The following is a 21,405-nucleotide window of genomic DNA, read 5'->3' as shown; positions in this document are numbered from 1 at the left end:
CGCCACGTGCCCTGCCCATGGCACCATTTCCCTTCGACATCGTCGGCTTCGATCTGGACGGCACGCTGCTGGATACGCTGGGCGATCTCGGCCAAGCGCTCAACCATACGCTTGCCATCGCGGGGCGGCCGATCCTTCCGGTGGAAGAGGTGCGCCGCTTCGTCGGTGGCGGCGCGGGCCAGATGCTGCGCGGCGCGCTGTCCGCCAGCGGCGGAGTGGACGAAGCGGCCCTGCCCGCCTTGCAGGACCAGCTCTATGCCTTCTACGCCGAGAATATCGCCCGCCATTCGCGCCTGTTCCCCGGCGGCGCGGCGATGCTGGACGCGCTGGATGCGCGCGGCGTCCGGATCGCCGTGGCCACCAACAAAAAGGAGACGATGGCGGTCAGGCTGTTCGAGGAACTCGGGCTGCTGGACCGCTTCGCCACGGTGATCGGCGGTGACACGCTCGGCCCCGGAAGCGCCAAGCCCGCGCCGGACATGCTGCATGCCATGGTCGCGCGCTGCGGCGGCGGCCGCGCCGCTTTCGTGGGGGATACCACGTTCGACATCGGCGCGGCGCGCGCAGCGGGGATTCCCGTGGTCGCGGTCGGCTTCGGCTATCACGACCTGCCGCCGCACGAACTGGGCGCCGATGCGGTGATCGGGCATTTCGACGAGCTGGTGCCCGCGCTCGAACGTCTCTGAAAGTTCTCGTTTCAGTGCGACAACCACAAACATCGGACTTCCGGGTCTGGTGTGGCCGCGCCGCGCCGCCATATTCAACGGCAACCTGAACGCCCTCCGTGCATCCGCGCTTGCGGACGGGGCTGGCGCAGGGCAAATGATAGCAAGCCTAACAATATCCGCGAAGGAGCCGGTGATGTCTGAAGAATACGTTCCGCCGAAAGTCTGGGCCTGGGACAAGGAGAACGGCGGCGCCTTCGCCAGCGTGAACCGGCCGATCGCCGGCCCGACGCATGACAAGGATCTCCCGGTCGGCAAGCATCCCTTCCAGCTCTATTCGCTGGGCACGCCCAATGGCCAGAAGGCCGCGATCATGCTGGAGGAACTGCTGGCGCTGGGCTTCAGCGAAGCCGAATACGATGCCTGGCTGATCAAGATCTTCGAAAGCGACCAGTTCTCCTCCGGCTTCGTCGATATCAACCCCAACTCCAAGATTCCCGCGCTTGTCGACCGCAGCGGCCCGGAGCCGTTTCGCGTGTTCGAATCCGGCGCGATCCTGATGCACCTGGCCGAAAAGTTCGGCGTGCTGCTGCCCACGTCGGGGAAGGAGCGCGCGGAAACGCTCTCCTGGCTGTTCTGGCAGGTCGGTTCCGCCCCGTTCATCGGCGGCGGCTTCGGCCACTTCTACAACTACGCGCCGTTCAAGATCGAATACGCGATCAACCGCTACGCGATGGAAACCAAGCGCCTGTTCGACGTGGCGAACCGCCAGCTCGCCAAGACACGCTTCCTGGCGGGTGACGACTACACCATCGCCGACATCGCCACCTATACATGGTTCGGCAACCTCTATCGCGGCGAAGCCTATGGCGAGGCGGCGACGTTCCTGTCGATGCACGAATACGAGCACGTCGGCCGCTGGGTGGGCGAGATCGACGCGCGCCCCGGCGTGCTGCGCGGCCGTCTGGTCAATTCGGCCAAGGGGCTGGCCGAACGGCACGACGCCAGCGATTTCGACACGCTGCCGCCCGAAAAACTGCAGGGTATCGTCAAGGGTTTCTGACCCGACGATCGCCTGGACGAGGGGCGCGCGAAGAAGTTCACGCGCCCCCTTCCCATACGCAAACGCCCCGCTATAAGCGCGCGACCCGCTGGGGCGTCGCCAAGTGGTAAGGCACCGGTTTTTGGTACCGGCATTCGCAGGTTCGAATCCTGCCGCCCCAGCCAGTCGAGTCCTCATGATTCGGCTTGCTTCCAGTGGGTTACGGCACATCGGGCCAATCGCCTCGCAGCCGAGTTGAAAGTGTTTTTCGGATTGACAGCTTCCTTGCGCGGCCTCGAGGTCGACCTTGAAAGCGATCCTTCCCGCCGGCTTGGCGATCTGCAATTTCCAGAAACAGCGCGGACTAAGCCGACGTTTCAACGAGCTCGACGATTTCGAAGGCAAATTCCCTCCAGCCTCGCATTTTCGCCGCTTCCGCGAGAGCAAGGCGTTTGCGGCGCGCTTCTGTGAGCGAACGGGTGTGCCCCCAGAAGACTTCCGTCTTGCCGTTCGCCAGTGTCGCCACAATCCGCCAGTAATGCGTGAAACTGTCGGTCGTCGGCCCGATGGTCTTCACATAGCCGTCAGGCATGGTGGCTGTCAGATAACGGCGTTTTCTGGCCACGAACCAGTCTCGCGTGCAGGCTGGCCGCTTTGAGGCGCGGTGCGATCAGGGGTTGCCGTCACGCTTGCCTGGCCTCGCCGAGCCGGTCGAGCCAAGCTTGCGCCTGCTTGGGCTCGCCGACTGCGTCCGGTTTGACCGGGCCGCGCGATGCCAGGAACTCCTGGTGCAGATCGAACGGCGACATGGCCAGCTGCTCTCGCATCTGGTCGATCGCCTTGCCTGTTTCGAGCAGATTGTCGACAAACGGCGTCGCGGCATTACGCGATATGCGATCCGCATTGTGCCCGAACAGGCCCCATTGGCCTGCGGCGGTGACGCGCAGGGCCTCGATCAGCGCCTTCGCGTAGTCCGCCTCGAGTTCGGCACGACGGTTATCAAGCCGTTCCAGTCTATCAGCTCTGGCCATGCTCCAGCCCGTACACGGTACAATGGGTGGCGGCAATGCAGGCGGCAGTTGTCGGAGCGTGTTGAATAGCATCTTCTGGGTGCTGCGTTCCGGGCCTCGGTGACGCGATCTGCCCGAGCTATGGCCGTGCACCACCTGCTACCATCGCTGCAACCGATGGCGAACCCGCAAGCACTGATTTACGCCCTGCGACGTCCAAGCAGGCGCCGAGCGCAGCCGTGCCGCCGATCCGTGAGGCAATCGCCCGGTTCGAAGATGATGACGGTTGGGTACCCCTTGGCCGCCTGGCCCAGCGTCTAAGTACTACGTGGAAAGCGCAGGGAACGTTGCAAAGGCCGCTGCGCCCGCCGCATAAACCAACGCCTGCTTTCGGCGCGTCGATAGCTTTTGGTTGAGTTAGTTCTATTTTAGAACTAACAAAGAGTGCGAATCCGCGAAAGGCGCGGACACTTTCGGGAGGATTTCCAGCCATGCGGAGCCTTGAATTTCACTTCGATTTCCGTAGCCCCTACTCCTATCTCGCGCTCACGCGGCTGCCGCTCCTGAATGCCGAAATCGATTACCGGCCGTTCGACGTTCTCGACGTGATGGGCAAGGTCGGCAACGTGCCGACCAGCGTCACCTGCCAGGCAAAGCGCCGGTATCTCCAGCAGGACCTGCGGCGCTGGGCGATGCATTACCAGGTGCCGATTGCCCCCAATCCGGGGATGGCGAACATGGATACCCGCGCCATGCTGCACGCCATGCTTGCCGCGCGGCGAAAGGGACTGGCGGCAACCGCTGCCAGCGCGCTGTTCAAGGCGGTCTGGGCGTCGCAAGTCCCGATCGCGAGCGAAGGCGATATTGCGTCCATTCTCGAAGGCGCCGGCATCGACGCGGCTGCGCTCGGCGATCTTGGCAGCGCCGAAGCCGCAGCCGAGCTGGCCGCCGTCAACGCCGAAGCCGCCGAACGGGGCATCTTCGGGGCGCCAACCTTTTTCGTCGGCGAACAGCAATTCTTCGGCAACGATCGTCTCGAATTTGTCGCAGCCGCGTTGGAGGCCCAGCCATGAAACCACTTGCCATCATCACCGGCGTAGGTCCGGGCACCGGGGCCGCGCTGGTGCGGCGCTATGCGGAAGGCGGTTACCGCGTTGCCATGCTGGCCCGCGACGTCGGCCGTCTCGATACGCTGGCGCGCGAGGTTCCGGACAGTTTCGCCCTTCCCTGCGACGTTGGCGATCCCGACGCGCTCCATGCAGCGCTCGACCAAGCGGCAGCGGCCGGCGGCCCGGTAAAGGCGGTCGTACATAACGCGGTGGGCGGCGCGTTCGGGAATTTCCTGGATGTCGATCCCTCGGTGCTCGAAGCCAATTTCAGGATCAACGTCATGGCGCTGTACCATATCGCGCGGTGGGCCGTGCCGCACATGGAAGCCGAAGGCGGATCGATCCTTGTCACCGGCAACACGTCCGCCGAGCGCGGCAAGGCCCTGTTCGCAGGTTTCGCTCCGACCAAGGCGGCGCAGCGCATTCTTGCGGAGTCGATCGCGCGCCAGCTCGGCCCCAAGGGCATCCATGTCGCCTATCTTGTGATAGACGCGGTGATCGACGTGCCGTGGACGCGGGAGCGTTTCCCCGACAAGCCGGACGACTTCTTCATCCAACCGGCCGACATCGCGGCGGAAGCCTTCCATGTCGCGCACCAGCCCAAAAGCGCGTGGTCGTTCCGCACGGAAATCAGGCCGGCGGGCGAAGTCTGGTAGCGCGGGCAGGCTTCCCCCGCAGTGGCAAAAGCGAAAGGAACGGCGTGATCATCGAACCCAAACAGGCCTCGGTCGCCATCGTCGGTGCCGGCGACTATATCGGCGGCGCCATTGCGAAGCGTTTCGCACGGGCAGGCTATCTCGTGCAGGCCGGGCGCCGCAACGGCGACAAACTCCAGCCGCTCGTCGACGAGATAGAGGCCGAGGGCGGCCGCATCGCGGCGCGCGGGCTGGACGCCCGCATTCCCGAGGACGTCACGGCCTTTCTGGCCGAGGCCGAAGCCGCGGCACCGCTCGAACTCGTGGTCTTCAACATCGGCGCGAACGTCAATTTCCCGATACTCGAAACCACCGACCGGGTGTTTCGCAAGGTCTGGGAAATGGCCTGCTTCTCCGGGTTCGTCACGGGGCGCGAGGCCGCGCGGATCATGCTGCCCCGGCAGCGCGGCAAGATCTTCTTCACCGGCGCCACCGCCGGCCTGCGCGGCGGCAAGGGCTTTGCCGCCTTCGCCTCCGCAAAGTTCGGCTTGCGCGCGGTGGCGCAGTCCATGGCGCGCGAACTGTGGCCCCAGAAGATTCACGTCGCCCACCTGATCATCGACGCCGGCGTCGATACCGCCTTCGTGCGAGACCTCATCGCCAAGCGCGAAGGCCCCGACGCGCTCGAGACGCTCGATCCGGACCGGCTGATGCCGCCCGACGCGATCGCCGACGCCTATTGGGATCTTTTCAACCAGCCGCGGACCGCCTGGACCTTCGAGCAGGAAATCCGCCCCTACGGAGAAACCTGGTGATGACGGGCAAAGCCATCGCGTTCCTGTTCGATTTCGGATCTCCCAACGCCTACCTCGTCCACCGCGTCATCCCGCAGATCGAAAGCAGGCAGCCGGTCGTCTTCGAGTATGTGCCCGTTCTTCTGGGGGGCATCTTCAAGGCGACCAACAACCAGTCTCCAGCGACCGCCTTCGCGCATATCCCGGCCAAGCTCGCTTACGATCGACTGGAAATCGATCGCTTCTGCGCCCGCCATCGCATCGCAGACTATCGCATGAACCCGCATTTCCCGGTGAACACGCTCACCCTGATGCGGGGAGCGATCGCGGCGCAGCATCTCGGCCTGTTCGCGCCTTATGTCGAGGCGGTGTTTTGCGCGATGTGGCGTGATGGCCTCAAGATGGACGATCCGGAGGTGTTCGCCCGCGCGCTCGATGCGGCCGGCCTTCCGGCCGGAGAAATCGCGGCCCGAAGCCAGGCCCCCGAGGTCAAGGGCGGCCTCATCGCCAATACCGACCGCGCGGTCGCGCGCGGCGCCTTTGGCGCGCCAACGTTCTTTGTTGGCGACGCCATCTATTTTGGCAAGGATCGGCTATACGAAGCCGTCGACGCCGCCCTTGCCTAGCGTCAGCAAATCAAAATTACCCGGACGGAGACAGAGATGCGGTGGAACGAACTGGATGAGGAGGCCTGCTCGCTAGCCCGGACCATGTCGGTAATCGGGGATCGCTGGACGCTGCTGATCCTGCGCGAATGCTTCCTCAGGGTGCGGCGGTTCGACGATTTCCAGGAACGGCTGGGGATCAGCCGCGGCATCCTTGCCGAACGGCTCAAGAAGCTCACCGACAGCTCGATCCTGACCAAAGTTGCCTATCAGCAGGACCCGCCGCGCCACGAATACCGCCTCACGCCCAAGGGGCTGGACCTCTATCCGATCCTGATGTCGCTGGTGCATTGGGGGGACGAACATCTTTCGGACAAGGCGGGCCGCCCGCTGGTGCACGTCCATGCGCTGTGCGGTTCGGAATGCGATCCCGTTCTGGCCTGTTCCGAATGCGGCGAACCGCTCGATCCGCGGCAGGTCCTTGTCTATCCCGGCCCCGGCGCACCGCGCCCGCACAATATTCCGTTTATCGCCGCGAGCGTTTCCGCGCCGCCAGAGGGTACGCGCAAGCGCAAGCGCGCCTGACGCGGCCTAAATCAGGCCCAAGGTTGCCGCCGGCGACGGCGCTCGGCTGCCTCCATGTCGATCGCTTCGGTCACGCGGCCAAACGCCAGAAAGTGCTGCCACAGCGCCGCAAGGCGCTGCCGGTCCATTTGCCACCGCGTCATGCCAAGCTGCCCGGCGGCGGAGAATCAAGAAACAGGCCGGCGTGTTCCACGAAAAGCGAGGGATACTGGAAGTGCGAGGCATGCCCCGCGTCGGGATAGAGGATGAGTTGGGCGCCGGGAGTGTGCTGTTGCAGGTAAAAGCTGTTGATCGTGGGGATCATCACGTCTTCGGACCCGTTCACGACGAGCGTGGGCACCGCGATCGCCTTCAGGTCGGCAAACCGTTCGCCCTTCGGTAACGCCCAGTCGCGCGCTGCCGCAACTTGCGCCACGATGGATTCCGGCCTTATCGGCGCGTCGAGGTTGGTAGTGCGCTGGTGGCGGCGATCCCAGAATGCCTTGCCCGCAGCGACCGCCGCCTCCGACCGTCCGAAAAACAGAAACAGGAAATCGTCGAGGTTGCCGTTGCCGCGCGCATGTTTTGCAACGTCGGCCTGGTAGGGCGTCGGGTCGCCGCCGCGCGGTCCCGTGCCAACGAGAATGAGCCGGCGCAGGCGATCGCTGTGTTGCTTGGCATAGGCCTGGGCGACCATCCCGCCCATCGAGAAGCCGAGAAGATCGAAACGCTGGAGACCGAGCGCGTCGGCAAAGGCCGCCACGTGGCCGGCCATGGCTTCGATGGTCGGCGGGACGGCGCCGCCCGAAAGGCCCACACCGGCGTTGTCGAACAGGATTACCGGGCGGCCGCGCCCCAATCCGTCGGTCACCGCCGGATCCCAATGGTCGAGCCCACCGGTAAAATGCTGCAGAAAGACCAGCGGCACACCCTGCGCGGCACCAAAGCGGCGATAGGCATAGCGCACGCTATTGGCCTCGACGAAACGTGTCGGCGCATCCCCGTGGCGCATGCCCGCGGATCGCGCGAGGGCGGCCGATGGTAACACGGCGCCGGCGGCCACGATCGCAGCACCACCCAGGCCTAGCACCGCTCGGCGCCCGACGGCTCCAGACACTTTCCGACCCGTTTCATTCAGCGCTTCCATCGACCGCTCCATTTAACATTACAATTGACATGTAATCCGGCAACCTTATCATGACAAGTGTAATCCAATGGTGCCTGACAGGAGAGACCCATGCCGCTCTGGACAATCTATCATCCCGCCGATGCCTATTCGGACAGCGACAAGGCCGAGCTTGCGGAGAAGATCACCGACCTTTACGGCACTGTCATGCCGCGCTTTTACGTGGGGATCGTGTTCCAGCCGATTGACGCCCGCAATTTCTACGTGGCCGGCAAGCCCGCCGACCGGTTCGTGCGGATCGTCATGGAACACATCGCGCGCTCTTTCCCCAGCATCGAGATCAGCCGCCGTTTCATCGATCGCGTCAACACGCTGCTCAAACCCTATGTCGAGGACCGGGGCTTCGACTGGGAGTTCCACATCGACGAGACGCCGTTCGACTACTGGTCCATCAACGGCTATTTTCCGCCGCGCGCCGATACCGAAGACGAAAAAAGGTGGCGCGCCGAAAACCGCCCTTCCCCGCGCACGCACGACTGACGGAGCACGCCCATGTCCGACAGGAAGACCGCCGTCATCACCGGAGCCTCATCGGGCATCGGCGCCGTTTACGCCCAGCGGCTTGCCGCGCAGGGCTATGACCTGCTGCTGGTGGCGCGCCGCGCCGATCGCCTCGCCGACCTTGGCGCAAGGCTGGAAGCCGAATTCGGCATCAGCGTCCAACGCTGGATAGGGGATCTCGCCGATCCGGCCGATCTCGCCCGGCTCGAACGCCGCCTCGAAGAGGAGCCCGTGGCCATGCTGGTGAACAACGCCGGCGCGGGCGGCCTTGGCCCCACGGCCACCACCGGAGCCGACGCGCAGGAAGCGCTGATCCGCCTCAACGTCATCGCGCTCACCCGCCTGTCCATCGCCGCGCTTGCGGGGTTCCGCAAGGCGGGTACCGGCACGCTCGTGAACATCGCCTCGGTCATCGCCTTTGGCCCTTCCGCAGGAGGGGCGTCCTACAGCGGCTCGAAAGCCTTCGTGCTGAACTTCACGCGGTCCCTGCAAATGGAATACGCCAATAGCGACATCCGCATCCAGGCCATCCTGCCGGGGCCGATCCGCACCGAGTTTTTCACGTCGCAGGGTCTCAGCGATTCCGTCTTCCCCGACACCGCCTACCTTTCCGCCGAAGAGCTTGTCGATGCCGCGCTCAGCGGGCTGGAACAGGGCGAGAAAGTGACCATCCCCAGCCTTGGCTCGCCCGCGATCTGGGACGCAATCGAAACCTCGCGCCAGGCGTTCTTCAAGGAAGTGCTCAGCGGGCAAGTCGCCGAACGCTATAAGGGCGGCTAGAATTTCAGGAAGGTGGCGTAAACGTGGCAAAATACAGCGAGGACCATAAGCGCGCGACGCGCGAGGCGATCCTCAAACACGCCGCCGAGCGATTCCGCCGCGAAGGGATCGCGGCGGTGGGTGTACGCCCGCTGATGGCCGACGCCGGCCTCACCCATGGCGGTTTCTACTCCCATTTCGGATCGCGGGCGGATCTGGTTGCCGAGACGCTGGAATATGCCAGCGCGTCGACGCATGCCTACTTCGAGAAAGCCGTTGCCGATTGCCCGGATGACAAGAAGCTCGAGACGATCGTGCGGAGGTATCTGCGCCCGATCCATCGTGACCATATGGGGCTGGGCTGCGCCATCTCCGCGCTTGGCCCCGAAATCGCCCGGGAAAGCGAGGCGACGCGCCACCGCCTAACCCCCCGGAACCTCGGGTTGGTGCGCCTGATCGCGGAGAACCTGCCCGCGGGTGGCGATGCCGACGAGCGTAGCGAGCGGGCCAGCGTTGTTTTCGGGGCCATGCTCGGCACCTTGCAACTCATGCGCATCGAGACCGACCCGGAGATTGCCGCCCGGCTGGCCAAGGCGGGCTGCGAGGCCGCCCTGCGCATCGCTTCGGCGCCCTGGCGTTCCCCGCCTGCCTGACGCGCCTGCTGCACCATCGTTCGGGCAATGCCCTGGCCCGATCAAGGACGGGGCGCGGTATCCTCGATTGTGGACCGGCGTGCAAAAGGGGGGCTGACTCAATTCCGTGCGGATCTGACATTTCCACGCTGCGTGCGGCCAACTCCACCGGGGTCAGCAAGGCGCGCGCGTCGATGACCTTGAAAGCATGGGACGGTATACCAGGTGAACAGAGGCTAGGTATCAGGGAGGGTCTTGAGTGCCGCGAACGGCCGCTATCGGGGCGGCACTTTCCATCACGGCGCATAGACGGCTAGCGACCACTTCCGGTCGTACAGGAGTCCGATGGCCAACGATAGGTTCAGTGAAAACCCGCCATTCAAATCGAGTGCGCGCGGTTGGTGCGCTCTGGCCGTGCCAATGGCAATGGTGGCGCGGGATGCAGTAATCGTTGATTCAATCCCTACTCCAAGCGTTATTGGCTTTTCCGATCACTTCAGTTAGACGAGGGATCGAGAACCGGATCATTCCGGCTTTCATTGATCGCGCCGGTGCCCCCCGCAAGGGGCTTAATCGGGAATGCGGTGCGGAAGCTTGCTTCCAAATCCGTGGCTGTCTCTGCAACTGTAAGCGGATAGCGCGATGTACATCGCTCCTCATTTGAAGGGGCAGCCACTGGGCCGGACGCTAAATCATGCGAGGTCTGGGAAGGCGTGCATCAAGCTGTGACCCGTGAGCCAGGAGACCTGCCGGCGTCTGGTCGCTCTTGCCTTGGTCCAGAGGATGGCTGCGGCACGGTGAACTCCGTCTGAGCGACGAACGAGCGGCTGGGGTCGCATCGGAGACGTGCGTCGGCCACCCATGGCGTCCGGTCGCCGCGCGTGTCGCCCGTTCGCGCGGGTATGCCCCGGCCACGTCGCAAGACGCCGGGGGACTATTTCGTGATCAAGACCATTACTACCAGCAGCGCACTTCCGCTGATCTGTATCGGAACACCGGCCTTTGCCGAAACCTCTGAAAAGGGATCGCAAACAAGCGCGGATGCAGTCGTGGCAGGCAACGACATTGTGGTTTTCGGTCGCGGTGAGGCCATGATCGGCACTGCCAAATCAGCGAGCGAAGGAAGCGTCGGAGGGGCCGATCTCCTCGTGCGGCCTCTTCTCCGCGTGGCCGAACTGCTGGAAGCGGTGCCGGGGCTGGTTGCAGCCCAGCATTCGGGGAGCGGCAAAGCCAACCAGTATTTCCTGCGCGGTTTCAACCTCGACCATGGGTCTGACTTCAGTACTTATATCGATGATGTGCAGATGAACTTTCGTACCCACGGACATGGTCATGGCTATCTCGACCTCAACGGGCTCATTCCGGAGATCGTGGGCCGGGAGGATTTTCGTAAAGGGCCCTACCGCGCCGATGGCGGTGATTTCGCTCTGGCGGGAGCAGCCTATATGACGACCATCAAGGGTTATGACCGGCCATGGGCATCGGCCGAGGCTGGATCATATGGTTGGCGCAGCGTCGCTGCGGGCGGAACATTGCACGACCTGGGTGCTGGAGACCTCACGCTTGTCGCCCAGGCCAAGACCTATGACGGACCGTGGCAGGAACCTGAACGTCTGCGCCACTACTCGGGGTTCGCGAAATATAGGATGCCGACCGGTGCGGGCACATTGGAGGCATCTCTCCATGCCTACCGGGCGACATGGCACCCAACCGAGCAAATCCCCGAGCGCATTATCGGCACGGCGTTGTGTGCGGATGTGTTCTGCTCTCCAGATCCTTCCGCGCGGGGTGAGACGACGCGCCTGGTGGCTAACATCGCGGTCAAGCAACCGACATGGCGCGCCAATGTCTATGCCCAGTTTTATGACTGGTCGATGTTCTCGAACCCCACTTACACCGATCCGGATAGCACAAGCGCGCAGATCAAGCAGTTCGACCGGCGTTGGGTCCTCGGGCTGTCCGCACAAAAACATTGGGAAATCGCTGACAGTCTGGCTGTGAGCCTTGGCACCGAAAACAGATACGACGCCGTCGGGAATGTTGGTGTCGATCGAACGGCTGCCCGCGCATTTCTTGCGTCACTCGGGCACTACCGGGTCGGGGAATTGTCTTCCGCGCTCTACGGCGAAGTCGCTTGGAAACCCTTGGCGGGACTGCGTGTGACAGGTGGTCTTCGCGGGGACTATTATCACTATTCCGTGCGTGCACGAGATTCTGTTGCGGCGTCGCTGGGCGAAGGCAGTGGCTCAGCGTCGATTCTCTCTCCCAAGGCGTCAATCGCCTATCAGGTTACGCCGCATCTTGAACTCTACGCCAACTGGGGCCGTGGATTCCATTCCAATGATGTTCGGGGTGCGGTCAACAGGGACACGCCTGTTCCCGTTCTGGTTCGCGGCATTGGCAAGGAACTGGGAGGACGCATTCAATTCTCAGGGGTCACGTTAACCGCGACTTACTGGTGGCTGCATGTCGGCAGCGAACTTCGTTTCATTGGCGATTCCAATGCTGTTGAACCGTCGGGTGCCAGTGGGCGTCATGGCTATGAAATCGTCGCCTTCTGGCGGCCGTTCCCTTGGCTTGCGCTTGATGGAAACTATACCGCCAGCCATGCGCGCTTCGACAATGGCGATCACATCCCCAATGCATTCGAGAACGCGGCTTCAGCAGGTGCCGCCATCATTCTTGATCCCTGGGAAGCCAGCATTCGGGTGCGCCACCTTGGACCTTCTCCGCTTGTCGAGGACAACAGTGTCCGGGATCGGGGCAGCACGGTCATGAATGCCCGGGCCGCGTGGAAGGGCAAGAAGGTCGAGATATTTGGAGAAGTGCTGAACATCTTCGACAGCCGAGACAAGGACATCGCCTATTATTACGAGTCCTACATCCCCGCCTTTGATGCAGGTGCTCCGGTGGAAGGCCGGTTGAGCCGCGTGGTCGAGCCTCGAACTGTGAGGATTGGCGCAAAGGTCAATTTCTAGCGAAATCCCTTGATGGGCGGCGCTGCGGCACGTCTGCGGCACCGTCCTTCGTTTGTTCATTCCTCAATCGCCGAGCCAATCATGCCCCTCACGAAGACACTGCCGTCCCTGTCTCTGCGCCGACGAATTGGTGCCTTGTTTGCCGGATTGATCGCCGCCAACATTGGCGTCTGGGTCTGGGCATTCAGCCTGTTTCATGCACAGCCGTTGATGCTCGGCACCGCCGTGCTTGCCTGGGGGCTGGGCCTGCGTCACGCGGTTGATGCCGATCATATTGCGGCGATCGACAATGTGACCCGCAAGCTGATGCAGGACGGGCAGCGTCCGGTTTCGGTCGGATTCTGGTTCGCGATCGGGCATTCCGGAATCATTGCCATAGCATCGATCATCATTGCGGTGACGGCCAGCGCGCTGTCGCAGTTTGGCGCTTTCAAGGAAATCGGTGGCGTGATTGCAACCGTGATTTCCGCGCTTTTCCTGTTCACGATCGCCGGCATGAACCTGGTCATCCTGCGCTCTGTCTGGCGGACTTTTGCCCATGTTCGTGCAGGCGGCAGCTATGCCGAGGACGATCTTGATCTGCTATTGGGTGGGCGCGGTCTGCTTTCCAGACTGTTCAGGCCGATGTTCCGCCTCGTGAACAAAAGCTGGCATATGGCCCCGCTGGGGTTTCTGTTCGGGCTTGGGTTCGATACAGCAACCGAAGTTGCCATTCTGGGCATGTCGGCCAGCCAGGCCGCCGATGGCCTGTCGATCGGGACAATCCTGGTCCTGCCCGCCCTGTTCGCGGTCGGTATGGCCCTCATCGATACGGCGGACGGCGTGGTGATGCTGGGCGCTTATGAATGGGCCTTCGTGAAGCCGATCCGCAAGCTCTACTACAACATCACCATTACCCTGATCTCGGCCATCGTGGCGATTGTCATTGGTGGAATCGAAACGCTGGCCCTGATTGGCGACAAGCTGGCCCTTACGGGTAGGCCATGGCGGGTCGCCGCTGAACTGGGCGAAAATTTCAATGGTCTGGGCTTCGCCATCATCGGTCTTTTCGTGTTCTGCTGGCTGGCGAGTTACGCGATCTATCGCTGGAAGCGGTTCGATGAAATCGAGGTTTCGGTCGTTGCCTGACCGTCACTGCGTGGATCGTTGCGTCATACTCAGCCACGATGACCAGTCCTGCACCGTCTCAATCGATCTTGATGTCCGAATGCCGCTCGGGCTTCGCGTACATCACGGCGAGCGCGACGCGGCGATCCGGATGCTGATGGCTCGTTCCAACGGAACATTCGTTAAATCCAGAAAAAGTTGTGTCTTTGATCCGAATTCAAGGCAGGCTGCGGAAGATCTCGTCGATGCCATACGGAAACGGCTTTTCCGGATAGCGTGCAAGCCTGTCAGTCAACGGCAGGTCGAGGATATTCTCTGCATCACGTCCCGCGAGCGAACACGGTGGGCCAAGGACGGCCGCTTGGCCCTATCGGGGGCTTCCAGGATCAGAAAAGGCGTAACCGAAATAACGCTCTGGACTTATCCCTGCGATGCGATCGAGCGCCTGGCAGCCAACCCATCCGAGATAAGGCGATGGCGTAAAGAGGATGAAGCAACAACTTCAATTGGCTTGGCTGGCATTTTCGTCTAGAGCGCGCGGCGAAGGACCGGGGCAACCCGCCCTTCAATGATCGCGCCGGTGCCCCGCAAGGGGCTTAATCGGGAATGCGGTGCGGGAGCTTGCTCCCAAATCCGTGGCTGTCCCTGCAACTGTAAGCGGATAGCGCGATGCACATGCTCCTGAACACAGGAGCTGCCACTGGACAGCGCTTTGGCGCAAAGTCTGGGAAGGCGTGCATCAAGCTGTGACCCGCGAGCCAGGAGACCTGCCGGCGCACCGGTCGCTCTTGCCTGATCCAGGGGATGGTCACGGCACGGTAACTCTCCGTCTGAGCGACGAAGCTGTGCGGCTGGGGCTGCACGGCCGCGTGGTAACGGGTGCTTCATCGCGCCTGCCCGTTGCGATGCGCCGACCGGACTTGTCCGGCAAGCCCCGCCGTTTGTCGCTCTGGCGCGCGGAGGAATTGCTTGTGGCCGACCTGTCAAAGGTGCCTGTCACCATCATTACGGGCTTTCTGGGCGCGGGGAAAACCACGCTCATCAGCCATTTGATCCGCAATGCGGGCGGGCGCAGGCTGGCGGTGGTGGTCAACGAATTCGGCTCGCTGGGCGTGGATGGCCAGATTCTGGAATCTTGCGCCATTCCGGATTGCCCGGCGGAAAACATCGTAGAACTGGCCAATGGCTGCATCTGCTGCACCGTGGCGGATGACTTCATCCCCACGGTGGAAAAGCTGCTGGCGCTTGATCCGCGCCCGGATCACATCCTGATCGAGACATCGGGTCTGGCCTTGCCCAAGCCGCTGCTCAAGGCGTTTGACTGGCCCGCGATTCGTAGCCGGATCACCGTGGACGGTGTGCTGGCGCTGGCCGATGCCGAAGCGGTGGCGGCAGGCCGGTTCGCGCCCGATGTGGCCGCGCTTGACGCCCAGCGCGCCGCCGATCCCAGCATCGATCATGAGACGCCGCTTTCGGAAGTGTTCGAGGACCAGCTTGCCTGCGCCGACATGATTCTGCTGACCAAGGTTGATCTGGCAGGTCCGGAAGGTGTCGCCGCAGCGCGCGCGATCATCGCGGCGGAGCTTAGTCGCCCGGTTCCGGTGATCGAACTGACCGAAGGCGTGGTCGATCCGCGCGTGATTCTGGGCCTTGATGCCGCTGCCGAGGACGACATCGCCGCGCGCCCATCGCACCATGATGGAGATGACGACCACGAGCACGACGACTTTGACAGCACCGTCATCGCATGGGGCGAGATCGCCGATCCGGCAGTGCTTGTGGCGCGGATCGAAACGCTGGCGCGCGATCACCATATCCTGCGCGTGAAGGGCTATGCCGCCGTTGCGGGCAAGCCGATGCGGCTGCTGGTGCAGGCGGTAGGCGCGCGGGTGCGCCACCAGTACGACCGCCCGTGGCGGCCTGACGAGCCGCGCCGCACCACGCTGGTCGCCATTGCCGAGCACGATCATGTCGATGCAGACGCCATTCGCGCGGTGCTGCTGGCGTAAGGCGCGGGCCATGCACGTCATTTTCCGCGAAACGCACGGGATGGAGGAAACCGCCGTCCCGCAGGATCTGGGGCAAGAGCCTGCGGATCTGGTGGTCCTGTCCTTTTCGGACAGCGACCTGGGCGCATTCGCGGCGGCATGGCATCAGGCCCGCGCGGGCGATGTGGCGTTCCCTTCGCTGCGGCTCGCCAATCTGGCGGCGCTGATGCATCCGCTGTCGGTCGACACGTATGTCGAGCGGACACTTTCGGGTGCAAAGGCGATCCTGATCCGGCTGATCGGCGGCACGCCCTATTGGAGCTACGGGCTGCAACAGGTCGAGGCGCTGGCCCGGTCGCGCGGCATCGCCCTGGCCGTGCTGCCCGGCGACGGCTGGGAGGACGCGCGGCTGGATGCGGTTTCGACCGTGCCGGTGCCTGCATTGCGCGAACTTGCGCAGTGGTGCGATGCTGGCGGTGCAGGGGCGGCGCAGGCGGCGCTTGCCGCGCTGTCGCAGCTGGCGGGGCTGATTGATGCCCCCGCCCGGACATGCGATCCGCTGCCGATGGCGGGAGGCTGGCATCCCGGCTTTGGCGTGGTCGATCCTGAAGCCTTTGTGCGCGATCCGGCAAGGCCGCTGGTCCTGATCGTGTTCTATCGTTCTTACCTGACCGCCCACGATCTGGACCCGTTTGCCGCCCTGCATACCGCGTTCGAGCAGCGCGGTTTCGATGCATTGTCGATCTTCGTCCCCTCGCTGAAAGCCCCGCAGGTGCGCGAACAGGTGGACCGCTGGGTGCGCGGACTTGGCCCGGTAGCGATCATCAACGCTACCGCTTTTTCCGCGCGGGGCGAGGACGGCGCCACCCCGCTTGATGGCGCGGGCGTTCCCGTGTTTCAGCTGGCGCTGGCCACGTCCGGGCGCGCGGGATGGGCGGCGGCGTCGCGCGGGCTTTCCCCCGCAGACATTGCCATGCATGTGGTGCTGCCCGAAATTGACGGGCGGGTGTTTGCAGGCATCGCCAGCTTCAAGGAGGCGGGGACGCGCGATCCCGCGCTTGGCTTTGCCCGTACCATCCATCGCGCCGATGCCGGCCGGATCGAAGCGATCACCGCGCGGGTAGCGGGCTGGATCGCACTTGCCCAAACGCCGGTTGCCGAGCGGCGGGTTGCGCTGGTCCTGTCGACTTATCCCGGCAAGGCATACCAGATCGCCCACGCCGTGGGGCTGGATGCGCTGGCTTCTGCCGAGGCGATCCTGGCCGATCTGGCCGAGGCGGGATATGCCACTGACGCGCAGGCCGGACTGGCAGCGCTCCTTGAATGCACACATCAGCACTGGCCGCTGGCAGAGTACCGCAAGGCGTTGGCAGCACTGCCCGATACCCTGCGCGCTGAACTTTTCGCCGCATGGGGCGAGCCGGAAGCCGATGCTGCCGCCGCCGATGGCGCGTTCCGTTTTGCCGCGCTGCCCATCGGCAACGCGCTGGTAGCCTTGCAGCCCGAACGCGGCGAGCGCGCCCATCGCGACGGCGACTATCACGACCTGTCCCGCTGCCCGCGCCATGGCTATGTGGCGTTCTACCTGTGGCTGCGCCAGCGAAGCGTGGACGCGCTGGTGCATGTCGGCGCACATGGCACACTGGAATGGCTGCCGGGCAAATCAGTCGCGCTGTCCGATGCTTGCTGGCCCGAGGCGCTGACCGGCGCGATGCCGGTGATCTATCCGTTCATCGTCAACGATCCCGGCGAAGCGGCGCAGGCCAAGCGCCGGATCAGCGCGGTTACGATCGGGCACGTTCCCCCGCCACTGGTGCAAACGCAAAGCGGTGCGGGGCTGGCCCGGATCGAGGCGCTGCTGGATGAATTCTCCAACGCTGGCGGGCTGGACCCGGCCCGCCGCGACCGTCTGCAAGTGAACATCCGCGACGAAGCGCGCGTGCTGGGACTTGAGGCGGAACTGGGCCTTGATGACGCGGCCACGCTGGTCGAGGCGATCACCCGGATCGACCGCTTCGTTTGCGATGTAAAGGACAGCCAGTTCGGTGGCGGGCTGCATGTGTTCGGGCGGGGAGATCAGGGCGCAGCCGAGCGGGCCGGATTGCTGGCGGCACTCGACGGACGCCGCGTTCCGCCCGGTCCCTCCGGCTCCCCCTTTCGCGGGCGCAGCGATGTGCTGCCAACCGGGCGAAACCTTTATGCGATAGACCCGCGCGCCGTGCCTTCACGCGCGGCCCATGCCCAAGGGGTGACACTGGCAGAGGAGCTGATCCGGCGGCATCTGCAGGATCACGGCGATTATCCGCGCGGGCTGGTGCTCGATCTGTGGGGATCGGCCACGATGCGCACGGCGGGCGAGGAATTCGCCATGGCGCTGCACCTGCTGGGCGCAAAGCCGCTGTGGGACACCGCGTCCGAACGGGTAACAGGCATCGAAATCCTGCCGCTGGCGCTGCTGGACCGGCCGCGTATCGATGTGACGTTGCGGATTTCCGGCCTGTTCCGCGATGCCTTTCCTGCGCTGCCGATACTGTTTGGCCAAGCGGTGCGCGCGCTGTGTTTGCGCGATGAACCGGCGGACTGGAACCCGTTTGCAGGGCAGGCTGCGGCACCGCGCGTCTATGGCCCGGCCCCCGGCAGCTATGGACTGGGTCTTGGCGATGCAGCCGAGGTCTATACTGAAGCGGCCCGGCGCGCTGCTGGTGAGGCATGGCTGGCGGCATCGGACCATGCGTTTGACGCAGCCTCCGATGCGATCGGAACCTTTGCCGATCCTGACGGCCTGCGCCAGCGTGTTGAAGGAGCGGACGCCTTTGTCCATCTTCAGGACTTGCCCGAAACCGATCTGCTGCTGGCCGCCGATTATGCCGCGCACGAGGCGGGCTTTGCCGCTGCCAAGGCGCTGATCGGTGGTTCGGCGGCGCTCTACCACCTCGACAATCGCGATCCGGGGCGCACCGTTGCGCGCACCCTGACCGAAGAGATCGCCCGCGTGGTCCGCGCCCGCGCGGCGCACCCAGGCTGGGTGGCGGGCATGATGCGGCACGGCTTTCGCGGGGGGGCAGAACTGGCCGCGACGCTGGACCATATGGGTGCCTTTGCGCACCTTTCAGGCAGCGTACCGCCGCATCTGTTCGACCTTTATCACGACGCGACACTGGGCCAGACCGATGTTCGCGCATTTCTTGAACGCGAGAATCCGGCTGCGCTGGCGGCGATGGAAGCCCGCTTTGCCGCGCTCCATGCCGCCGGGCTGTGGCAGACCCGGCGCAATTCCATCCTCGCCAGCCTGCCAAGGCTTGAGGACAGGGCATGAGCAGTTTTGCGGTGAAGGGCTGGTGCCCCGATGCCTGGCACCCGATGATGGCGGGCGACGGGCTGCTGGTGCGGGTAAAGCCTCGGCTTGGCCGCCTGACGCGGGCGCAAGTGCTGGGCCTGTGCGATGCCGCCGTGGTGCACGGCAATGGCCTGATCGACATGACCGCCCGCGCCAATCTCCAGCTTCGCGGGGTGCCTGAAACTGGCTGGCAGGCGCTGCTCGACCGGTTGCTTGTGCTGGATCTGGTGGACCCTGACCCTGTCATCGAACAGCGGCGCAACATTCTGGTCGCGCCGGATTGGCGCGCCGGTGATGACAGCCACCGCATTGCGGGCGCATTGCTGACCCGGCTGGATGAGTTGCCCGATCTGCCCGGTAAAGTGTGCTTTGCCATCGATGCCGGTCAGACCTGCATTCTGGGTGGCGAGGCGGGCGATTTCCGCATTGAGCGCGGCGGCGATGGCGGTCTGATCCTGCGCGCCGATGGCCGCGCCACCGGTATGGCGGTTGCTGCTGGCAGGGAAGTGGACGCGCTGATCGCGCTCGCCCACTGGTTTGCGGCCAGCGGCGGCGCGAAAGCGGGGCGCATGGCGCGACACCGGCTGGTCCTGCCCGAATGGGCCTGTGGCGACATTCTGCCCGCGCCGTCGGCTGCTTGCATCGTGCCGGGCCTTCATGATCTGGGCCTCCGTGATGGGAGTTGGGCCTATGGCTTGCCGTTTGGCCGGATAGAGGCGCGGATACTGGCCGGGATGGTGGAAGCATCGCCCGCCGCAGCGGTGCGGATCACGCCGTGGCGTGTGCTGCTGGTGGAAGGCGCGCCTGCCGTTTGCGCCGGTGGGCTGATCGATAATCCTGCCGACCCGCTGCTGCATGTCGATGCTTGCCCCGGCGCGCCCTGCTGCCCGCAGGCCTCGGTTGAAACCCGCGATCTTGCCCGCCGCCTTGCACCGCATGTCGCCGGGCGGCTGCATGTTTCGGGCTGTGCCAAGGGCTGCGCCCGCCAGCGCGCCGCCGATGTCACGCTGACCGGCCGCGATGGCCTGTTCGATCTTTCCCTGAACGCACCCGCCGGTGCGTTGCCAGTTCGCTCTGCGCTCAGCCCAGCCGAGCTTCTCGCCCATTTCGGAGCCGCTTGATGCCCCATATCTATGAAACCGATGGCGCGGCCATCTATCGCCAGTCTTTCGCCACGATCCGCGCCGAAGCCGATCTGGCGCCCTTTTCCGCTGATGAGGAACCGGTGGCGGTGCGCATGATCCACGCCGCCGGGATGGTGGACCTTGCCGCGCATATCCGCTTCTCACCCGGCTTTGCCAGTGCGGCGCGGGCGGCGCTGGCCGCTGGCGCGCCGGTGCTGTGCGATGCGCGGATGGTGTCCGAAGGGATCACCCGTGCGCGGCTGCCTGCTGATAATCAGATCATCTGCACCCTGAATGCGCCGCAAGTGCCCGACATGGCGCGGGCAATGGGTAACACCCGCTCTGCCGCCGCACTGGAACTGTGGCGGCCGCATCTGGCAGGCGCGGTGGTGGCCATCGGCAACGCGCCAACCGCGCTGTTCCATCTGCTGAATATGCTGGAAGATCCCGATTGCCCGCGCCCTGCGGCGATCATCGGCTGTCCGGTGGGCTTTGTCGGCGCGGCCGAATCCAAGGCCGCGTTATGGGCCGCGCCGCCGGTGCCGTGCTGCATCGTTGAAGGGCGGCTGGGCGGCAGCGCGATCACGGTTGCTGCGATCAACGCTTTGGCGAGCGGCAACGAATGAGCGCGGCCCTTTCCTGCGGGACGATCCACGGCGTGGGTTTGGGTCCGGGTGCGCCCGATCTGTTGAGCGTTCGCACCGACCGGCTGGTGCGCGGCGCCCGCCACGTGGCCTATTTCCGCAAGGCCGGGCGGCCGGGTCAGGCGCGGCGGATTGTTGAAGGAATGCTCCGCCCCGACGTGATCGAAATCCCGATGGAATATCCGGTGACGACCGAGATTCCGTTATCCGACCCGCGCTACAACGACTGTCTTTCCGCTTTCTATGCCGAATGCACGCAGCGATTGGTCATGCTGGCGCAGGCAGGCGAAGACGTGGTCGTGCTGTGTGAGGGCGATCCGTTTTTCTACGGTTCGTTCATGCATTTGCACACCCGGCTGGCGGGCACGGTTCCGGTGGCAGTGGTGCCGGGTATCACCGGCATGGCCGGGGCGTGGAACGCAACCGGCATCCCGATCACCTGGGGCGACGATGTGCTGACCATCGCGATGGCGACCCTGCCCGAGGATGAACTGGTGCGACGCATCCGCGATACAGATGCGCTGGTGGTGATGAAGATCGGGCGCAACCTGCCCAAACTGCGCCGCGCGGTGGCCGCTGCCGGGCGCGAGGATGCGGCATGGCTGGTCGAACATGCCGCCATGCCAGGTCAGCGGGTCACGCGGCTGATCGAGGCCGAAACGGTCACGCCCTATTTCTCGATCCTGCTGATTCACGGCCAGGGGCGCCGGCCATGAGTGCCGGGG

22 protein-coding genes, 1 tRNA gene and 2 riboswitches are annotated in these 21,405 nt (G+C 64.4%); of the genes, 19 read left to right on the top strand and 4 right to left on the bottom strand.

The window, feature by feature from the left end:
• Positions 1 to 17: 17 nt before the first annotated feature.
• The 3 genes from EH199_RS17850 to EH199_RS17840 all read left to right on the top strand — a co-directional run bounded on the left by EH199_RS17850 (position 18) and on the right by EH199_RS17840 (position 1,892).
• Positions 18 to 686 carry an HAD-IA family hydrolase gene (locus EH199_RS17850; protein WP_124810546.1) on the top strand — a complete coding sequence of 223 codons (669 nt, stop codon included), beginning with the start codon at positions 18 to 20 and terminating at the stop codon, positions 684 to 686.
• Positions 687 to 861: 175 nt separating this feature from the next.
• On the top strand, positions 862 to 1,728 hold the full coding sequence (gene yghU, locus EH199_RS17845; protein ID WP_124810545.1) for a glutathione-dependent disulfide-bond oxidoreductase: 867 nt from the start codon (positions 862 to 864) through the stop codon (positions 1,726 to 1,728).
• Between the two features lie 89 nt (positions 1,729 to 1,817).
• A tRNA-Gln gene (locus tag EH199_RS17840) sits at positions 1,818 to 1,892 on the top strand.
• A gap of 179 nt (positions 1,893 to 2,071) precedes the next feature.
• On the opposite strand, the gene EH199_RS17835 is transcribed toward EH199_RS17840, so the two are convergent.
• Both EH199_RS17835 and EH199_RS17830 read right to left on the bottom strand, forming a co-directional pair.
• Complete coding sequence (locus EH199_RS17835; RefSeq protein ID WP_124810544.1) at positions 2,072 to 2,332, bottom strand: hypothetical protein; 261 nt, start codon at positions 2,330 to 2,332, stop codon at positions 2,072 to 2,074.
• A gap of 58 nt (positions 2,333 to 2,390) precedes the next feature.
• Positions 2,391 to 2,738: a hypothetical protein gene (locus tag EH199_RS17830; protein WP_124810543.1), complete on the bottom strand. Its 348-nt coding sequence runs from the start codon at positions 2,736 to 2,738 to the stop codon at positions 2,391 to 2,393.
• Between the two features lie 470 nt (positions 2,739 to 3,208).
• On the opposite strand from EH199_RS17830, the gene EH199_RS17820 reads away from it, so the two are divergent.
• From EH199_RS17820 to EH199_RS17800, 5 genes are read left to right on the top strand one after another with little or no spacing between them, the layout of a single operon-like run.
• Positions 3,209 to 3,790, top strand: a complete 582-nt coding sequence (locus EH199_RS17820) for a 2-hydroxychromene-2-carboxylate isomerase (RefSeq protein ID WP_124810542.1) — start codon at positions 3,209 to 3,211, stop codon at positions 3,788 to 3,790.
• Entirely contained in the window at positions 3,787 to 4,482 is a 696-nt protein-coding gene (locus EH199_RS17815; RefSeq protein WP_124810541.1) for an SDR family NAD(P)-dependent oxidoreductase, read from the top strand. Before EH199_RS17820 ends, EH199_RS17815 begins: the two co-directional genes overlap by 4 nt.
• 44 nt (positions 4,483 to 4,526) lie before the next feature.
• Positions 4,527 to 5,276, top strand: a complete 750-nt coding sequence (locus EH199_RS17810) for an SDR family NAD(P)-dependent oxidoreductase (RefSeq protein WP_223806746.1) — start codon at positions 4,527 to 4,529, stop codon at positions 5,274 to 5,276.
• The gene (locus tag EH199_RS17805; protein ID WP_124810540.1) at positions 5,276 to 5,881 is read left to right on the top strand and encodes a 2-hydroxychromene-2-carboxylate isomerase; all 606 of its coding nucleotides are present in this window, start codon (positions 5,276 to 5,278) and stop codon (positions 5,879 to 5,881) included. The genes EH199_RS17810 and EH199_RS17805 overlap by 1 nt, the downstream gene beginning before the upstream one ends.
• 36 nt (positions 5,882 to 5,917) lie before the next feature.
• Positions 5,918 to 6,445 carry a helix-turn-helix domain-containing protein gene (locus EH199_RS17800; protein ID WP_124810539.1) on the top strand — a complete coding sequence of 176 codons (528 nt, stop codon included), beginning with the start codon at positions 5,918 to 5,920 and terminating at the stop codon, positions 6,443 to 6,445.
• Positions 6,446 to 6,456: 11 nt separating this feature from the next.
• Here EH199_RS17800 and EH199_RS24990 read toward each other — a convergent pair whose 3' ends face one another.
• A complete protein-coding gene (locus tag EH199_RS24990) occupies positions 6,457 to 6,588 on the bottom strand; it encodes a hypothetical protein (protein WP_255420457.1) in 132 nt (43 codons plus the stop codon).
• Entirely contained in the window at positions 6,585 to 7,436 is an 852-nt protein-coding gene (locus EH199_RS17795; protein WP_124810538.1) for an alpha/beta fold hydrolase, read from the bottom strand. The genes EH199_RS24990 and EH199_RS17795 overlap by 4 nt, the downstream gene beginning before the upstream one ends.
• Positions 7,437 to 7,661: 225 nt before the next feature.
• On the opposite strand from EH199_RS17795, the gene EH199_RS17790 reads away from it, so the two are divergent.
• From EH199_RS17790 to cobI, 11 genes are all read left to right on the top strand, one after another.
• Positions 7,662 to 8,090 carry a tautomerase family protein gene (locus EH199_RS17790; protein WP_124810537.1) on the top strand — a complete coding sequence of 143 codons (429 nt, stop codon included), beginning with the start codon at positions 7,662 to 7,664 and terminating at the stop codon, positions 8,088 to 8,090.
• 12 nt (positions 8,091 to 8,102) lie between these two features.
• The gene (locus tag EH199_RS17785; protein ID WP_124810536.1) at positions 8,103 to 8,891 is read left to right on the top strand and encodes an SDR family oxidoreductase; all 789 of its coding nucleotides are present in this window, start codon (positions 8,103 to 8,105) and stop codon (positions 8,889 to 8,891) included.
• A 23-nt stretch (positions 8,892 to 8,914) separates the two neighbouring features.
• Entirely contained in the window at positions 8,915 to 9,523 is a 609-nt protein-coding gene (locus EH199_RS17780) for a TetR/AcrR family transcriptional regulator (protein ID WP_124810535.1), read from the top strand.
• Between the two features lie 511 nt (positions 9,524 to 10,034).
• Positions 10,035 to 10,271, top strand: a riboswitch (cobalamin riboswitch).
• Between the two features lie 133 nt (positions 10,272 to 10,404).
• The gene (locus EH199_RS17775) at positions 10,405 to 12,480 is read left to right on the top strand and encodes a TonB-dependent receptor domain-containing protein (RefSeq protein ID WP_073977027.1); all 2,076 of its coding nucleotides are present in this window, start codon (positions 10,405 to 10,407) and stop codon (positions 12,478 to 12,480) included.
• An 81-nt stretch (positions 12,481 to 12,561) separates the two neighbouring features.
• The gene (locus EH199_RS17770) at positions 12,562 to 13,608 is read left to right on the top strand and encodes a HoxN/HupN/NixA family nickel/cobalt transporter (RefSeq protein WP_073977028.1); all 1,047 of its coding nucleotides are present in this window, start codon (positions 12,562 to 12,564) and stop codon (positions 13,606 to 13,608) included.
• Positions 13,580 to 14,119, top strand: coding sequence for a hypothetical protein (locus EH199_RS17765; RefSeq protein ID WP_124810534.1), 540 nt, complete (start codon positions 13,580 to 13,582; stop codon positions 14,117 to 14,119). Before EH199_RS17770 ends, EH199_RS17765 begins: the two co-directional genes overlap by 29 nt.
• Before the next feature lie 29 nt (positions 14,120 to 14,148).
• A riboswitch (cobalamin riboswitch) is annotated at positions 14,149 to 14,377 on the top strand.
• 181 nt (positions 14,378 to 14,558) lie between these two features.
• On the top strand, positions 14,559 to 15,596 hold the full coding sequence (gene cobW, locus EH199_RS17760; protein WP_073977035.1) for a cobalamin biosynthesis protein CobW: 1,038 nt from the start codon (positions 14,559 to 14,561) through the stop codon (positions 15,594 to 15,596).
• Positions 15,597 to 15,606: 10 nt separating this feature from the next.
• Positions 15,607 to 18,891 carry a cobaltochelatase subunit CobN gene (gene cobN, locus EH199_RS17755; protein ID WP_073977029.1) on the top strand — a complete coding sequence of 1,095 codons (3,285 nt, stop codon included), beginning with the start codon at positions 15,607 to 15,609 and terminating at the stop codon, positions 18,889 to 18,891.
• The gene (locus EH199_RS17750) at positions 18,888 to 20,033 is read left to right on the top strand and encodes a cobalamin biosynthesis protein CobG (RefSeq protein ID WP_073977030.1); all 1,146 of its coding nucleotides are present in this window, start codon (positions 18,888 to 18,890) and stop codon (positions 20,031 to 20,033) included. Before cobN ends, EH199_RS17750 begins: the two co-directional genes overlap by 4 nt.
• On the top strand, positions 20,033 to 20,662 hold the full coding sequence (locus EH199_RS17745) for a precorrin-8X methylmutase (RefSeq protein ID WP_066653804.1): 630 nt from the start codon (positions 20,033 to 20,035) through the stop codon (positions 20,660 to 20,662). Before EH199_RS17750 ends, EH199_RS17745 begins: the two co-directional genes overlap by 1 nt.
• Complete coding sequence (gene cobI / locus EH199_RS17740; protein WP_053556447.1) at positions 20,659 to 21,396, top strand: precorrin-2 C(20)-methyltransferase; 738 nt, start codon at positions 20,659 to 20,661, stop codon at positions 21,394 to 21,396. Before EH199_RS17745 ends, cobI begins: the two co-directional genes overlap by 4 nt.
• Positions 21,397 to 21,405 lie beyond the last annotated feature (9 nt).

This window comes from Novosphingobium sp. LASN5T, assembly GCF_003856955.1.
GTDB lineage: Bacteria > Pseudomonadota > Alphaproteobacteria > Sphingomonadales > Sphingomonadaceae > Novosphingobium.
The sequence above is the reverse complement of the archived record's forward strand: the minus strand, read 5'-3'. Positions and strand labels throughout refer to the sequence as shown.